General features: G+C 71.7%; 16 protein-coding genes. 10 read left to right on the forward strand and 6 right to left on the reverse strand.

Going from position 1 to position 14,258, the window contains the following annotated elements; translation table 11 throughout:
• Positions 1-55: 55 nt before the first annotated feature.
• Both LV457_RS02330 and LV457_RS02335 read left to right on the forward strand, forming a co-directional pair.
• Positions 56-1,171, forward strand: coding sequence for a citrate synthase 2 (locus LV457_RS02330; RefSeq protein WP_232168755.1), 1,116 nt, complete (start codon positions 56-58; stop codon positions 1,169-1,171).
• 70 nt (positions 1,172-1,241) lie between these two features.
• Positions 1,242-1,700 carry a VOC family protein gene (locus LV457_RS02335; RefSeq protein WP_232168756.1) on the forward strand — a complete coding sequence of 153 codons (459 nt, stop codon included), beginning with the start codon at positions 1,242-1,244 and terminating at the stop codon, positions 1,698-1,700.
• 10 nt (positions 1,701-1,710) lie between these two features.
• Here LV457_RS02335 and LV457_RS02340 read toward each other — a convergent pair whose 3' ends face one another.
• Positions 1,711-2,343, reverse strand: coding sequence for a TetR/AcrR family transcriptional regulator (locus tag LV457_RS02340; protein ID WP_232168757.1), 633 nt, complete (start codon positions 2,341-2,343; stop codon positions 1,711-1,713).
• Positions 2,344-2,420: 77 nt separating this feature from the next.
• On the opposite strand from LV457_RS02340, the gene LV457_RS02345 reads away from it, so the two are divergent.
• From LV457_RS02345 to LV457_RS02360, 4 genes are all read left to right on the forward strand, one after another.
• Positions 2,421-3,107 carry a DUF998 domain-containing protein gene (locus LV457_RS02345; protein ID WP_232168758.1) on the forward strand — a complete coding sequence of 229 codons (687 nt, stop codon included), beginning with the start codon at positions 2,421-2,423 and terminating at the stop codon, positions 3,105-3,107.
• Between the two features lie 86 nt (positions 3,108-3,193).
• Positions 3,194-4,078, forward strand: coding sequence for a helix-turn-helix transcriptional regulator (locus tag LV457_RS02350; RefSeq protein WP_374198719.1), 885 nt, complete (start codon positions 3,194-3,196; stop codon positions 4,076-4,078).
• Between the two features lie 157 nt (positions 4,079-4,235).
• Entirely contained in the window at positions 4,236-5,081 is an 846-nt protein-coding gene (locus tag LV457_RS02355) for an oxidoreductase (RefSeq protein WP_232168760.1), read from the forward strand.
• Positions 5,078-6,400 (forward strand): MFS transporter, encoded by a 1,323-nt coding sequence (locus LV457_RS02360; protein ID WP_232168761.1) that lies wholly within the window; start codon positions 5,078-5,080, stop codon positions 6,398-6,400. Before LV457_RS02355 ends, LV457_RS02360 begins: the two co-directional genes overlap by 4 nt.
• On the opposite strand, the gene LV457_RS02365 is transcribed toward LV457_RS02360, so the two are convergent.
• Both LV457_RS02365 and LV457_RS02370 read right to left on the reverse strand, forming a co-directional pair.
• Positions 6,312-7,988, reverse strand: a complete 1,677-nt coding sequence (locus tag LV457_RS02365; RefSeq protein ID WP_232168762.1) for an FAD-dependent oxidoreductase — start codon at positions 7,986-7,988, stop codon at positions 6,312-6,314. The two genes, LV457_RS02360 and LV457_RS02365, sit on opposite strands and share 89 nt — an antisense overlap.
• A gap of 19 nt (positions 7,989-8,007) precedes the next feature.
• Positions 8,008-9,018, reverse strand: a complete 1,011-nt coding sequence (locus LV457_RS02370; RefSeq protein WP_232168763.1) for a diiron oxygenase — start codon at positions 9,016-9,018, stop codon at positions 8,008-8,010.
• Positions 9,019-9,114: 96 nt separating this feature from the next.
• On the opposite strand from LV457_RS02370, the gene serC reads away from it, so the two are divergent.
• Both serC and sepH read left to right on the forward strand, forming a co-directional pair.
• Positions 9,115-10,227, forward strand: coding sequence for a phosphoserine transaminase (gene serC / locus LV457_RS02375; protein WP_232168764.1), 1,113 nt, complete (start codon positions 9,115-9,117; stop codon positions 10,225-10,227).
• Positions 10,228-10,331: 104 nt separating this feature from the next.
• On the forward strand, positions 10,332-11,108 hold the full coding sequence (sepH, locus tag LV457_RS02380; RefSeq protein ID WP_232168765.1) for a septation protein SepH: 777 nt from the start codon (positions 10,332-10,334) through the stop codon (positions 11,106-11,108).
• Here sepH and LV457_RS02385 read toward each other — a convergent pair.
• Both LV457_RS02385 and LV457_RS02390 read right to left on the reverse strand, forming a co-directional pair.
• Positions 11,099-11,386, reverse strand: a complete 288-nt coding sequence (locus LV457_RS02385) for a DUF2537 domain-containing protein (protein WP_232168766.1) — start codon at positions 11,384-11,386, stop codon at positions 11,099-11,101. The two genes, sepH and LV457_RS02385, sit on opposite strands and share 10 nt — an antisense overlap.
• A gap of 10 nt (positions 11,387-11,396) precedes the next feature.
• A complete protein-coding gene (locus LV457_RS02390) occupies positions 11,397-12,221 on the reverse strand; it encodes an RNA methyltransferase (RefSeq protein WP_232168767.1) in 825 nt (274 codons plus the stop codon).
• Positions 12,222-12,595: 374 nt separating this feature from the next.
• Between LV457_RS02390 and LV457_RS02395 the strand changes: the two genes are divergently transcribed.
• Positions 12,596-12,859: a DUF2530 domain-containing protein gene (locus LV457_RS02395; protein ID WP_232168769.1), complete on the forward strand. Its 264-nt coding sequence runs from the start codon at positions 12,596-12,598 to the stop codon at positions 12,857-12,859.
• A 19-nt stretch (positions 12,860-12,878) separates the two neighbouring features.
• Positions 12,879-13,337, forward strand: a complete 459-nt coding sequence (locus LV457_RS02400) for an SRPBCC family protein (RefSeq protein WP_232168771.1) — start codon at positions 12,879-12,881, stop codon at positions 13,335-13,337.
• On the opposite strand, the gene LV457_RS02405 is transcribed toward LV457_RS02400, so the two are convergent.
• Positions 13,328-14,125 carry a DUF3027 domain-containing protein gene (locus LV457_RS02405; protein WP_232168773.1) on the reverse strand — a complete coding sequence of 266 codons (798 nt, stop codon included), beginning with the start codon at positions 14,123-14,125 and terminating at the stop codon, positions 13,328-13,330. The two genes, LV457_RS02400 and LV457_RS02405, sit on opposite strands and share 10 nt — an antisense overlap.
• Between the last annotated feature and the right edge of the window lie 133 nt (positions 14,126-14,258).

The raw sequence follows: 14,258 nt of genomic DNA on the forward strand, positions 1-14,258 counted from the left end.
CGCGGTGTTGCCCACCGGCAGCGGCGCCGGTGCGCTCGGGTGCGAGAATCGGCGCATGACTGCCCTGCCCGACGATTTCGTCCCCGGTCTGGAGGGCGTCGTCGCCTTCACCACCGAGATCGCCGAACCCGACAAGGACGGCGGCGCGCTGCGCTACCGCGGCGTCGACATCGAGGACCTGGTGGCGCAGCGAATCACCTTCGGCGACGTGTGGGGCCTGCTGGTGGACGGCGAGTTCGGGCGCGGCCTGCCGCCGGCCGAGCCGTTCCCGCTGCCGATCCACAGCGGCGACGTGCGTGTCGACGTGCAGGCGGGGCTGGCGATGCTGGCGCCGATCTGGGGCTACAAGCCGCTGCTGGACATCGACGACGGCACCGCCCGCGACCAGCTCGCGCGGGCCTCGGTGATGGCGCTGTCCTACGTCGCGCAGTCGGCGCGCGGCATCTACCAGCCGGCCGTTCCGCAGCGGGTGATCGACGAGTGCGCGACCGTCACCGCACGGTTCATGACGCGCTGGCAGGGCGAGCCGGATCCGCGGCATGTCGAGGCCATCGACGCCTACTGGGTGAGCGCCGCCGAGCACGGCATGAATGCGTCGACGTTCACGGCGCGGGTCATCGCGTCGACCGGCGCCGACGTGGCCGCCGCGCTGTCGGGCGCGGTGGGTGCGATGAGCGGGCCGCTGCACGGCGGTGCGCCGGCACGGGTGCTGCCGATGATCGAGGAGGTCGAGCGCACCGGCGACGCCCGCGCGTTGGTCAAGGGCATCCTCGACCGCAAGGAGAAGCTGATGGGCTTCGGTCACCGGGTGTACCGGGCCGAGGACCCACGGGCCCGCGTGCTCCGCGCGACCGCCCAGCGGCTGGGGGCGCCGCGCTTCGAGGTGGCGGCCGCGCTGGAGCAGGCCGCGCTGGCCGAGCTGCGCGAGCGCCGCCCCGACCGGCCCATCGAGACCAACGTCGAATTCTGGGCCGCCGTCATCCTCGACTTCGCCCGGGTGCCGGCGTCGATGATGCCCGCGATGTTCACCTGCGGCCGCACGGCCGGCTGGTGCGCGCACATCCTGGAGCAGAAGCGGCTCGGCCGGCTGGTGCGCCCGTCGGCGGTCTATGTCGGCCCGGCGCCGCGCTCGCCCGAAGCGGTGCAGGGCTGGGAGACGATCGCTCGCTGACCGGTGAGCGATGAGTTCTGTCGGTGGGCTGGGTCAACATCTCGGAGTAACCCGACCGAAGGAGACACCCGTGGCCATCGAAGTGCAGCCTGCCCTCATCCCCAGCCTCACCGTCGACGACGCCGCCGCGGCGATCGATTTCTACGTCGCCGCGTTCGGCGCGACCGAAGTCGGCCGGTTGCCCAACTCCGAGGGCAAGCTGATCCACGCCGCCGTGACCATCAACGGTTTCACGGTCATGCTGAACGACGACTTCCCGGAGATGAGCGACGGCAAGTCCGTCACGCCGACCGCGCTCGGCGGCTCCCCGGTGACCCTGCACCTCGTGGTCGACGACGTCGACGCCCGCTTCCAGCGGGCGGTCGATGCGGGCGCCACGGTGGTGATGCCGGTGAGTGAGCAGTTCTTGGGTGACCGCTACGGCGTGCTGCGTGACCCGTTCGGGCTGCAGTGGTCGATGGGCCAGCCGGTGCGCGAGGTCAGCATGGACGAAATCGCAGCATTCGCCAGCGGCACTGGCCGCCGCTGAGGCCGGCGGGTCAGCGCCGCGGCAGATACGCGGCGAGAAACACCTCGACCGCCGACCGGGCGTGGTCGTCGACGTCGAGACGCGCGAGCGTGGCGCTCCCGCCGTAGAACAGCGCCCGGTCGATCGAGCTGCCGACCACCAGGAACGCGAAGTGCTCGGCCGCCCGCGGCGGATCGGGCACGCGAAGGACGCCGCGGTGGTCGAGCGCCGCGAACGCGTCGGCGAATGCTCGCATCGTGGCGGCGGGCGCCTGTTCGTAGTAGGTGTCCGCGAGATCGGGCACCGTGCCCGCCTCCCCGATGACGAGTCGGCGGAGCTGGACCACGGGCTCGGAAAGCACCGACCGCAGATAGCCGCTCGCGAGCGTCACGAGTTCGGAGCGCACGTCGTCGGTGTCCGCAAGAGCGGTGACCTGTGTGCGCACGGCCGCTCCGGCGTCGGCGAGGACGGGGGTCACGATCGCCGACAGCAGCTGCTGCTTGTCCGCGAAGTGCTTGTAGACGGTCTGCTTGGAGACGTGCGCCGACGCGGCGATCGCCTCGACGCTGGTGCCGCGGTAGCCCTGCGCAAGGAAGAGGTCCCGCCCGGCCGCCAGGATGGCGTCGCGCTTGCGGGACGACCGTGCCGACAGCGCTGACGTCACGAGAACCTCCTACGGGTACTGGACAGTCTAGTTCTGCGGTCGGTACTGTACCGTCCAGTACTCATCGGAGGAGAACAGTGGCCACATCGGAGTGCCCGCCCCTGGCGGACCGCGTCACCAAATCGCTGCTGGGGTACGGGGTGATTGCGGGCCCCTGCTACGTGCTCGTCGCCGCGGTGCAGGCCGCCACCCGGGACGGCTTCGACCCGACCCGGCACGCCGTGAGCCAGCTCGCCAACGGGAGCGTCGGCTGGATTCAGGTGGCCAACTTCCTGGTCACCGGCGCCATGACGGTCGCCGCCGCCGTCGGCATCGGGCGCGCGCTGCGACCGGATCCGCGATCGCGGTGGGCCGCCGCGCTGCTGACCTGCTACGGCGTCGGGCTCATCGCCGCCGGCCTGCTGCGCGCCGACCCGTCGGACGGCTTCCCGCCCGGCACACCGTCGGGCGCCGGCCAGGTCAGCGGCCACGGCATCGGTCACCTGGTGGCGGGCGGACTGGGTTTCCTCGGCCTCGTCGCCGCCGGCTTCGTGATCGGTGCGGCCCTGCAGGCGGCCGGGTCGACCACCTGGGCGCACTGCTCGCGACTGGTCGCCGGCTTCTTCGCGGCGGCGTTCGTGGTCATGGCGTCCGGCACGGCCGGTGCGGCCGGCATGCTGCTGTTCACCGCGGCGGTCGTCGTGTCGTGGGCGTGGCTCTCCATCACCTCGGTGCTGCTCTACCGCCGCGTCGGCGCGCCAGCCACTGCCGCAACGGCGGGCTGACCTCCCGGCGCGCTCCTGCTGGAACAGGCACCGCCAGTACCTCCCTTGCCGTCTGGGCCGCGCTTACCGTGAAGGTCATGACCGGCATGGACGTCCACAGCGAGATCCGCGAATTCCTCAGTTCGCGGCGCGCTCGCATCGCTCCGGAGCAGGCTGGCCTCCCCACCTACGGCGGCAACCGCCGAGTCAAGGGACTGCGTCGTGAAGAGGTGGCGATGCTCGCCGGAGTTTCCGTCGATTACTACGTGCGCATGGAACGCGGGAATCTGGCCGGGGCCTCGGAGACCGTGCTCGACGCGCTGGCCTCGGCGCTGCAGCTCGACGAGGCTGAGCGCGACCACCTCTTCGCCTTGGCGCGCGAGTCCGGTCCCGCGGGCAACCGCCGCACGCGCAAGACCACCGGCACCCTGCGCCCGGCCCTGCAGCAGCTCCTGGACGCCATCACCAACGCACCGGCCTGGATTCGCAACGGCCGCCATGACGTGCTCGCGATGAATCAACTCGCCCGCGCGCTCTACGCTCCGGTGCTCGCCGATCCGCGACGTCCGGCGAACACCACCCGATTCGTCTATCTGCACCCCGAGGAGGCGGAGCGGTTCTTCGTCGACTACGACCAGATCACCCGCGACGCGGCAGCGATGCTGCGGCTGGAGGCGGGCAAGAATCCGCACGACGAACAGCTGGTGGCGTTGGTCGGCGAGCTGTCGACCCGAAGTGAGCTGTTCCGGCGTCGGTGGGCGTCTCAGGACGTGCGGTTTCACCGCTCCGGTCGCAAGCGGCTCAACCATCCGGTGGTGGGTCAACTCGATCTCGATTTCGAGGCGCTGCCGCTTTCGTCGGAGCCCGGTCTGCAGCTGAACGTCTACACCGCCGCGGCAGACACCCCCACCGCCGATGGGCTCAGGCTCCTTGCCTCGTGGGCTGCCAGCCAAGAGCACTTGCCGTCAGAGGTCGCGCCGACCAAGGGCTGAGGGGTACTGCCGGTACCCGGAAGGGCAGACACTGCCGGGCGCGAGCGAACGGTAGTTCGCTGGACTCCGTAAGGCACGCACATCGACGAGCAGATGGCGCTGATCGAAAGTCAGCTCCCGCTCGTCGACCCGAAGTCCCATTTCGAGAGAGGTACTCATGCCCACGTGGCTGATCACCGGATGCTCGACCGGTTTGGGCCGCGCCCTTGCCGAAGCGACCATCGCATCCGGTCACAACGTCGTCGTCACGGCCCGCAACGTCGATACGGTCGCCAGGCTCGCCGATCCGGCGCCTGACCGCGTGCTGGCCGTCGCGTTGGACGTCACACGCCCCGACCAGGTCACCAACGCCGTGCAGAAAGCCGAGCAGCGATTCGGCGGGGTCGACGTGCTCGTCAACAATGCCGGTTACGGCTACCGCGCCGCAGTCGAGGAGGGCGACGACCGTGACGTCCGGACACTCTTCGAAACCCACTTCTTCGGCACCGTCGCGATGATCAAAGCGGTGCTGCCGGGGATGCGGGCACGCCGGTCGGGTGCCATCGTCAACATCTCGTCGATCGGCGCGCAGATCACCCCGGTCGGATCGGGCTACTACGCCGCGGCCAAGTCCGCCGTCGAAGGGCTGAGCGGCGCGTTGCACGGTGAGCTCGAACCCCTCGGCATCTCCGTCACCATCGTCGAGCCCGGCGCCTTCCGCACCGACTTCGCGGGACGTTCGCTGACCCAGTCGGCGAGATCCATCGACGATTACGCCGACACCGCGGGCAGGCGACGCATAGAGGCCGATACCTCGCACGGTACGCAGCCAGGCGACCCCGCCAAGGCGGCGCCGGCCATCATGACCGCCGTGGCGCAACCCCAGCCGCCGGCGTTCCTCCTCCTGGGCTCCGACGCCGTGTCCGCGTATCGCCAGCGGGTACAGACCCGGCTCGACGAAGTGGCGCGATGGGAAGAGCTCAGCGTCAGCACCGATTACCCGGACCAGCCGCCGACGCGATGACTTCAGCGCACACCATTACCGCAGCGCTCGGTGATCAGCGGCGTTGGGTGCTGCCACGTCCGGCCGCGTTCGTGGTCGCCTCGGTGGCGCTGATCGCCGTCTTCATGTCCTCGGGCACCCCGATCCCGCTGTACAACACCTTCCGGGTGGCCGACGGCATCACCGATGCTGATCTGGCGCTGACGACGGTCCTCTACCTGGCGGCGACCGCGCTGTCGTTGTTGGTGTTCGGCCGGTTGTCCAACCAGCTGGGAAGACGCCCGGTCGTCATCGCCGCCGTCACATTGTCGATCTTGGGCTGCGTCGTCCTTGCGCACGTCCACACGCTGCCCGTGCTCGTCGGCGGACGCATACTGCAGGGCCTGGCGTGCGGGATCGCGTCGAGTGCGGCCGGGGCCATGGTGATCGACCTGGCACCGACGACCCGCATGCCGTGGCTGGCCGCGGTGATCACCAGCAGCGCCCCGCCGTTCGCCATCCCCGTCGGCGCGCTGGCATCCGGGGTGCTCGTCGAGTACGCCACCGCGCCACGCACACTCGGGCTCACCCTGATGGCCGTTCTCCTCGCCGGCTGCGGTGCGCTGCTGTTGGTGTGCCCGGAGACCGTGCGACGTGTCCCCGGCACGCTTCGGTCGCTGCTCCCCCAGGTGCACATCCCGACCGGTGCGGGCCGGCTGATGATCGCCGCCGGGGGCACGCTGGTGGCGACGTGGTCGTTCACCGGCTTCTACCAGGCCTTCGCGCCGGGCCTGGCCGCCGACTACCTGGGGACCACGGACGCCCTGATGATCGCCGTGGTGTTCGCCTCGGTCATCGTGCTGGCTCCCCTCGGTGGCACCCTCACCAGCAGGCTGACACCGGTGCACGCCCAGCGGATCGGACTGGTGGTCTTCGTCGCCGGGACCGCTGCCATCATCACCGCGCTGCACTCGGCGGCGATGGTGCCATTCCTGGTCGCAAGCGCCCTCGCGGGGATTGCCCAGGGTGCGGCCAACAGCGGCGGCATGCGCGGTGTGCTCGCCGACATCACGCCGACCGACCGGGCGGGCACCCTCGCCACGCTGTACCTCATCTCCTACAGCGGCGGTGCGCTACCCGGTCTGGTCGCCGGGCACCTGTCGCGCACGATGTCGCTGCCCGACGTCGGGACCTGTTATGCGGCACTGGTGGTCGTCGCGGCCGTCGTCGCGCTGCTGGCGAGCAGGCGGCCGCGGCGCCGGCGCGGTGAGCTCAGCGCAGCAGGTCTGCGAGCAGCCGGCGCGCGGGTGCGGGCCGCCGGGCGGTCGCGGCCGCCGCGAGCATCTCGTCGACGTCGGTGAACTTGACCCGCGGGCGGCCCTGCGCCTCGCCGCGGGCACGTTCGGCCGCGTCGATGGCGTGCCAGCCGGCGGCGTCGACGAGCCGCGGCTGCCGGCCGCGCAGCAGCTTCTCGAACGCCTGCGGTCCGGCGGTCGGTCCGGTGAGCCGGCCGGCGTTGGCGTCGTCGACGAGCTGCTGCACCGTCTCGCGCGCGCAGGACTTGTTCGTGCCGATGAACCCGGTGGGCCCGCGCTTGATCCAGCCCGCCACGTAGGCGCCCGGAACGGGTGCGCCACCGTCGGTCACCCGGCCGCCGTCGTTCGGCACCACGCCGGCCGCGTCGTCGAACGGCAGTCCGGCCACCGGCCGGCCGCGGTAGCCGATGGAGCTGAGCACCAGGCCGGCGTCGAGCCGGACCTGCCGGTCGGTGCCGGTGACGGTGAACGCCATGCCGGTGACGCGCTCGGCGCCGGTGATGCGCTGCGGGGTGAGCCGGTAGGTGAGCCGGATGCGCGGGCCGCCATCGACGTGCGCGGCGTCGGGCAGCGTGGCGAGCACCTCGAGTTTGGCGCGGACCAGCGGATCGGTGGCGGTCTCCAGCGCGTACGCCACGAGCGCGTGGTCCCCGGAGCTGAGCACGACGTCGTGCGTGCCGGTCAGCCCGATCAGCTCCGGCAGCGTGAACGCCGATTCGGCCGGGCCGCGGCGGGCGGCGATCACCACCTCGCGGACCTGCGAGCGGCGCAGCACCGCGAGCGCCTCGTCGGAGATGTCGGTGCGGGCGAGCGCGTCGGGCTCGGTGGTGAGGATGCGCGCGACGTCGAGCGCGACGTTGCCGTTGCCGACCACCACCACGCGCTCGCCGGTCAGGTCGACGGGCACGTGCGCGGCGTCGGGATGGCCGTTGATCCACGCGACGAGTTCGGTGGCGGTCATGCTGCCGGGCAGGTCGACGCCGTCGATGGCGAGCCGTCGGTCGTTGGGGGCTCCCACGGCGTAGATCACCGCGTGGTGGTGCGCCAGCAGCTCGTCGTGCGTGACGTGCGCGCCGACCTCGACGTTGCCGTAGAGCCGCAGCCCGCGGTGCCGGGTGACGGTGTCGAACAGCCGGGTCACGCCCTTGGTGTGCTGATGGTCGGGCGCCACACCGGCACGCACCAGCCCGTAGGGCGTCGGCAGCTTCTCCAGCACGGTCACCCGGACGCCGGGCTGCGTCAACAACTCGTCGGCGGCGTACATCGCGGCCGGCCCGGAGCCCACGATCGCGACGGCCAGCCCGTCGCGCCGGCGCAGTCGCGGCGCCGGGATCACCGGCGCGAGCGTGGACGTCGGCGGCAACTTCTCCCCCGGCGGCAGCGGCGGGTAGAACGCGGCGTTGAGCGCCACGAACGGCAGCTGCTGCGGCGCCAGCTTGCTCTCGGGCGCGATGGCGCCCACCGGGCAGGCGCTGACGCACGCCCCGCAGTCGACGCAGGCGGCCGGGTCGATGTAGAGCATCTCGGCCGTCGCGAACCCCGGCTCGTCGGGCGAGGGGTGGATGCAGTTGACGGGACAGGCGTACACGCAGGACCCGTCGCTGCAGCACGACTGGGTGATCACATGGGGCATCGGCAGGTGGCCGTCGACGTCAGGCGGCGACGGGCCGGCGCTGCGGCTCGCTGCGGTAGCGGCTGGGCGGGCCGTCGATGCGGCACATGCGCCACACCAGCTTCGCCAGCGGGTTCATCAGCCCGGTGTCGTGGCAGAGCATCCGCACGTCGCCGAACATGTCGCGCAGGAACTGCCGCGACTCCGGCGCGCGGAAGAACAGCTCCTTGCGCACCTCGCGCGGGATGTCGAACTCGGACCAGAAGGACTTCGGCGGCACGATGATCGCCTGGCACAGCACCCGCATCACCAGCGGGACGTACCAGGACAGCCCGAAGCGCTGCCACCGCGACAGGTGCGGCAGCCGCTTGCGCAGGTACTCGTGCGCGAACGAGATGTGACGGGCTTCCTCGGCGACGTGGATCGCCATGACCCGCTCCATGATCGGGTGGATCGACTTGCCCTCGCGCAGCACGTTCTTCTGCGTGTGGTCGATCGGTTCCTCACCCGCGAGCACGCCGAAGAAGAACGGGATGGGCAGCGGCCCGGCGACCAGCGGGATGACCGGCGACAGCCAGCGCAACAGCCGCGGCATGCCCGGCACGTCGGCGCCGATGCGGTTGACCATCTCCTGGAACATCATCGTGTGGTTGCACTCTTCGACCGATTCGTGCAGGCAGTAGCGGTATTCGGGCGAGCCGTTGGGCACCCAGAACGCGTAGTTCGTCAGGCCGCGGATCAGGATGATCTCGAACTGCAGGCCGACCTTCGCGACGTTCGCCTGCCGCCACTGGCCGATCGCGATCTGCCGGTCCTTCGGCTGCGCCTGGTACCAGGGGTGCCGGCCGAGCGGGTCGGTCGCCGGCAGGATCCAGCGCTCGTCGTCGTCGGTGACGGCGAAGGCCGGGTCGTCCCAGTCGATGTCGGTGTACGGGTTGAAGTTCCGCCGCACCGAACCCTCGGACAACGTCTTGAGGGTCTCGACGTACTGCTCGTCGTCGGCGACGTCCATGTTGCGCCGCCAGCGGCGAACCATCCGTGTGCGAGCCATCCCGAACCTCCTAGCTTTACAACGCCCCGGTTGGTGTACACAGTACCGCAGGTATCGCATACTTTCCAGACCCTGATCGCGATTTAGGGTGGATGCATGGCCGAGCTGACGATTCCCGACGACCTCAAACCGCGCGACGGCCGCTTCGGCTCGGGACCCTCGAAGGTGCGGCCCGAGCAGCTGCAGGCCCTCGCCGACGCGCGCCACCTGTTCGGCACCTCCCATCGGCAGGCCCCGGTGAAGAACCTGGTCGGACGGGTGCGCGACGGCATCCGGGCGCTGTTCTCGCTGCCCGACGGCTACGAGGTGATCCTCGGCAACGGCGGGTCGACGGCGTTCTGGGACGCCGCCGCCTTCGGCCTCATCGACCAGCGGTCGCTGCACCTGACCTACGGCGAGTTCAGCGCGAAGTTCGCCTCGGCGGTCGCCGGCAACCCGTTCGTCGGCGATCCGATCATCGTCAAGGCCGACCCGGGCAGCGCGCCGCAGCCGCAGTCCAATCCGTCGGTCGACGCTATCGCGTGGGCGCACAACGAGACCTCGACCGGCGTGGCCGTCCCGGTGCAGCGGCCCGCCGGCTCCGGCGACGCGCTGGTCCTCATCGACGCCACGTCCGGCGCCGGCGGCCTGCCCGTCGACATCACGCAGGCCGACGCCTACTACTTCGCGCCGCAGAAGAACTTCGCCGGCGACGGCGGGCTGTGGCTGGCGGTGATGAGCCCCGCGGCGCTGGCGCGCGTCGAGCAGATCGCGGCGTCGGGCCGCTGGGTGCCCGACTTCCTGTCGCTGCCGATCGCCGTCGAGAACAGCCTGAAGAACCAGACCTACAACACCCCGGCCATCGGCACGCTCGTGCTGCTCGCCAGCCAACTCGACTGGCTCAACGGCAACGGCGGCCTCGACTGGGCGGTGGCGCGGACGGCCGACTCGTCACAGCGGCTCTACTCCTGGGCGGAGGCGGCGTCCTACGCCACACCGTTCGTCGCCGACCCGACGCTGCGCTCCCAGGTGGTCGGCACCATCGACTTCAGCGACGAGGTCGACGCGGCCGCCGTCGCCAAGGTGCTGCGCGCCAACGGCATCGTCGACACCGAGCCGTACCGCAAACTCGGCCGCAACCAGCTGCGGGTCGCGATGTTCGCCGCCGTCGACCCCGACGACGTCAGCGCGCTGACCGCCTGCGTCGACTGGGTCGTCGAACGGCTGTAGACCGCGCCGCGTGTCGGCGGGGTCCCGCGGGCCAACCGGCAGTAAGGTGACCAGCTAATCGGGTACGGCGCCTCACCCGGGGCACAAGCCCGGAGGAGGTCGGTGTGCGGGAACTCAGAGTCGTCGGACTCGATACCGACGGGCGGCACGTGATCTGCGCCGCGGACGGCCCCGGCGAAACATTCCTGCTGCGCGTCGACGAGAAGCTGCGCGCCGCCGTGCGCGGCGAGATCCGCCCGGCGCCCCAGCCCGACAGCGAGGTCAACGACGTGCTGCGACCCAAAGAGATCCAGGCCCGCATCCGCGCGGGCGCATCGGTGGAGCAGATCGCCGCGGCCGCGGGCATGGATCCGGCGCGCGTCGAGCGGTTCGCCCATCCGGTGCTGCTCGAACGCTCCCGCGCCGCCGAGCTCGCCGCCGCCGCGCACCCGGTGCTCGCGGACGGCCCGTCGGTGATGACGCTGCTGGAGACCGTGACCACGGCGCTGATCGCCCGCGGCCTCAACCCCACCGAAACCGAGTGGGACGCCTGGAAGAACGAGGACGGGCGCTGGACGGTGCAGCTGCAGTGGCAGGCCGGCCGGTCGCAGAACACCGCGCACTTCCGGTTCACCCCCGGCGCCCACGGCGGCACCGTCGCCGCCGTCGACGATCCCGCCCACGAGCTGATCGATCCCCACTTCACCCGACAGCCGCTGCGGCCCGTCGCACCGCTCGCGCAGCTGGAGTTCGCCGACACCGAGCCGGACGTCGCCACACCCGAACCCGCGGCGCAGGACGAGGCGCCCGCCGAACGGCCGTCACGGCGCAAACGCGCCAAGCCCGCGGTGCCCGCCTGGGAGGACGTGCTGCTGGGCGTGCGGTCCTCCGGTCAGCCCTGACCCGCCCACAGCGCGAGCAGCACCAGCCACGCCACCGTCACCCCGACCCCGGCGCCCAGCACACACCACCGCCACACCGGCAGCCGCCGCCAGCCCCACACCGTCGGGGCCAGCCCACCGACCGCGATCACGTTCAGCCCCAGGGCCAGCAGCGGGTGCACGCGGGCCACGCCCAGGCTGAGGATCACCGTCGCCGCCGCCGTCACCGCCGCGACGAACCCGGCGACCGTGAGCCCGGTCCCCCACGGGGTGCGTTCGGTGGGCGGATCAGGTGTCATACGGGCCAACCTAGTTCGCCCGCACCCGCTCGTAGAACGCCAGCGCCGCCGCGGTGGCGACGTTGAGCGAGTCGGTTCCCCGCGACATCGGGATGCGCACCCGCACATCGCTGGCGCGCATCACGGTCTCCGTCAGCCCCGGCCCCTCGGCACCCACCAGCACCGCGACCCGCTCCTCGGCCAACCCGGCCATCACGTCGGCCAACGTGTCCGCAGCCGGGTCCGGCGTCATCGCCAGGAGGCGCAAGCCGTTGTCCCGCAGCGTGTTCAACGCCGCGGGCCAGGGATCGGCCCGGGCGAACGGCACCAGCAGCGCATGCCCCATCGACACCCGCACCGCGCGGCGGTAGAGCGGGTCGGCGCAGCCCGCCCCGAACACCACCGCGTCGACGCCCAGGCCCGCGGCGTTGCGGAACAGCGCGCCGAGGTTCTCGTGGTCGTTGACCCCTTCGAGCACCGCGACCGTGCGGGCACCGTCGAGCACCTCGTCGACGGTCAGCGGCGTCGGCCGCCGCGCCGCCGCGAGCACCCCGCGGTTGAGGTGGAACCCCACCACTTCGGCCATCACCTCGGCGCTCGCCCGGTAGTACGGAACATCCGGCACGCCGTCGCGCAGCAGGTCGGGGCGCAGTTCGGCCCAGCGGCGGTCGGTGCCCAGCAGCGCGATCGGCGTGAACCGGGACGCCAGCATCCGCGCCACGACGAGCACGCCCTCGGCGATCACCAGCCCCTTGCCGGTGGGCAGGTCGGGCCGGCGGTCGACGCTGTTGAGGTCGCGGAAGTCGTCGAGCCGCGGATCCGCCGGGTCGTCGACGTCGACCACGTAGCCGCTCAATCGTCCTCCCGCACAGCCGAACCCTACGGGAGAGGCCGCATCCGAAAGGACGCCGCCGACGCGACCGCGCCGCGCGCCCGGTTCCCCACGCGTCACACCGGCCTCCGGCACGAGAAGATGCCCGCCTTCGAGCGACAACGCGGGCGTGGGCGTCGCATCGGGCCTCGAGTCTGCGCGTTCGGCGAGGAGCCGCGACCGTGCGGGCGAAGCGTCAGCCCGCTCACGGCCCACCCCGGGGGCGGCGTTGTCGCTCGGAGGCGGGCACATCGGCGGGTGGTGCTCGCCCCGGGAAACCGCGGCTCGACGCGGGACGGTCACCAGCCGGCCCCGGCGCGGCGGTTCCGCCGCGAGCCGGATCGGCTACGGTGACGGCGATGAGCGCCACCGGTGCCGACGCCGCACCCCCCGAGCCGCCGCCGCTGCCCGCGCGGCTGCTCGATCCGCGGCCCATGATCGCTGTGATCGCCCTCGGCTGGGCGGTCGCGACGGTGCTCGCCTTCGCCGTGGCCTCGTTGGAGACGTGGCGTCCGACCACCGTGGCCGGCCTCGGCCTGTCGGTGCTCGGCACCAGCATCTTCCTGTGGCAACGCAGCGCGGCCCGCCGTGGGCGGCGCGGCGCACAATCCGGACTGCAGTAACGACCTAAAGGAGACACCCGTGGCCGCACCCCTACTCGAAGCGCAGATCGAGATCGACGCCCCGGTGTCGACGGTCTGGCGGCTGGTCAGCGATCTCAAGCGCATGCCGGAGTGGAGTCCGCAGTGCCGGCTGATGAAGGGCTTCGGCGCGCTGCGGCCCGGCATGAAGACCCTGAACCTGAACCGGCGCGGGCCGCTGTTCTGGCCGACGACCAGCACCGTCACCGAAGTGGAGCCGGAGCGCAAGCTGGCGTTCCGCGTCGACGCCAACCGCACCGTGTGGGCCTATGAGCTGACGCCGACCGAGCGCGGCACCCGGCTCGTCGAACGCCGCCACGCCGACAACGGCACCTCGGCCGTGTCGCGGCTCGCGGTCAATCGCTTCTTCGGCGGCGACGACAGCTTCGACGCCGAACTGGTCGAGGGCATGAACCTGTCGCTGCGCCGCATCAAGGCGGCCGCCGAAGCTCAGTCCTGAGTGTCGGCGGCGATCACGGGCTCACTGATCTCCAGCACGCCGTCGTCGTAGGGGTCGAACACCGGGGAGCCGGCGCCCTGCGGTGGCGGGGTGTCGGAGTGGGCGCCGCAGCCGTACTCGGCGTCGACGACATGGCCGTCGGCCGACATCTCGTTGGCGCACACGCCGAACAGCAGGCCCAGCGATCCGGTGAGCGGCACCCAGAAGCCGCAGTCGCGGCACACCCGCTTCGTCGCGCGGGCCATCGCCGACCCCGGCCCGTAATCGCCGTCATGCCATCGTTGGGCCGCGTCGGATCGGCCGAACAGGCTCAGCACCTGACGCCGGCCGAACCCCACCTCCGCCGCGACCTCGGCGACCTGCGGGTCGCCGCCGCCGATGAACGCCGGCACGAGCCGAGGATCGTGCGGCGCGGGCGCCAACAGGTCACCCGGCCCGAGGTCGCCCGGCTTGACGCGCTCCTCCCACGGCACCCACTGCGGCGCCAGCAACGCCGTCGGCCCGGGCACCAGCACCACCTCGCTGATCGTGGCGCGGCCCGAACCCGGGGTGCTCGCCACCACCACCGCCCACTGCCAGCCCTGATAGCCGGGCATGTTCGCCAGGAAGCGGTGCGTCGCCGCCGTCGGGTCCTCGTAGGCGATACCGAGGTAAGCGCCGACCGTCTCGCCGCTGTGTTCCACGACGGCCGCGCGCGCCAGCTCGACCGCGTCGCGCAGGACCTGCTCGACGCCGTCCGCCCAACCGGTCTGCGCCGGTGGGCCTGCTGATTCAGTTCCGGACTCCATCGGTTCCCATAGTGCACGACGGATGCCGCGCGCCGATGTGGGGGCGACGAACCGGATGGGGGAGAATCGCACCGTGACCGGACCGGGGCGTGACCGTCGCTACCACCCGCCACGCCCGCCCCGCGGTCCGGCC

The sequence above is a fragment of the Mycobacterium sp. MYCO198283 genome (genome assembly GCF_021213805.1).
Taxonomy (GTDB): Bacteria; Actinomycetota; Actinomycetes; order Mycobacteriales; family Mycobacteriaceae; genus Mycobacterium.

Bases quoted from the DNA above. Each gene is read 5' to 3' on its own strand.
- LV457_RS02365 (WP_232168762.1), bottom strand. From the start codon at position 7,988: ATGCCCCATGTGATCACCCAGTCGTGCTGCAGCGACGGGTCCTGCGTG.
- LV457_RS02360 (WP_232168761.1), top strand. From the start codon at position 5,078: ATGACTTCAGCGCACACCATTACCGCAGCGCTCGGTGATCAGCGGCGT.
- LV457_RS02355 (WP_232168760.1), top strand. From the start codon at position 4,236: ATGCCCACGTGGCTGATCACCGGATGCTCGACCGGTTTGGGCCGCGCC.
- LV457_RS02330 (WP_232168755.1), top strand. From the start codon at position 56: ATGACTGCCCTGCCCGACGATTTCGTCCCCGGTCTGGAGGGCGTCGTC.
- LV457_RS02370 (WP_232168763.1), bottom strand. From the start codon at position 9,018: ATGGCTCGCACACGGATGGTTCGCCGCTGGCGGCGCAACATGGACGTC.
- LV457_RS02405 (WP_232168773.1), bottom strand. From the start codon at position 14,125: ATGGAGTCCGGAACTGAATCAGCAGGCCCACCGGCGCAGACCGGTTGG.
- LV457_RS02350 (WP_374198719.1), top strand. From the start codon at position 3,194: ATGGACGTCCACAGCGAGATCCGCGAATTCCTCAGTTCGCGGCGCGCT.
- serC (WP_232168764.1), top strand. From the start codon at position 9,115: ATGGCCGAGCTGACGATTCCCGACGACCTCAAACCGCGCGACGGCCGC.
- LV457_RS02385 (WP_232168766.1), bottom strand. From the start codon at position 11,386: ATGACACCTGATCCGCCCACCGAACGCACCCCGTGGGGGACCGGGCTC.
- LV457_RS02395 (WP_232168769.1), top strand. From the start codon at position 12,596: ATGAGCGCCACCGGTGCCGACGCCGCACCCCCCGAGCCGCCGCCGCTG.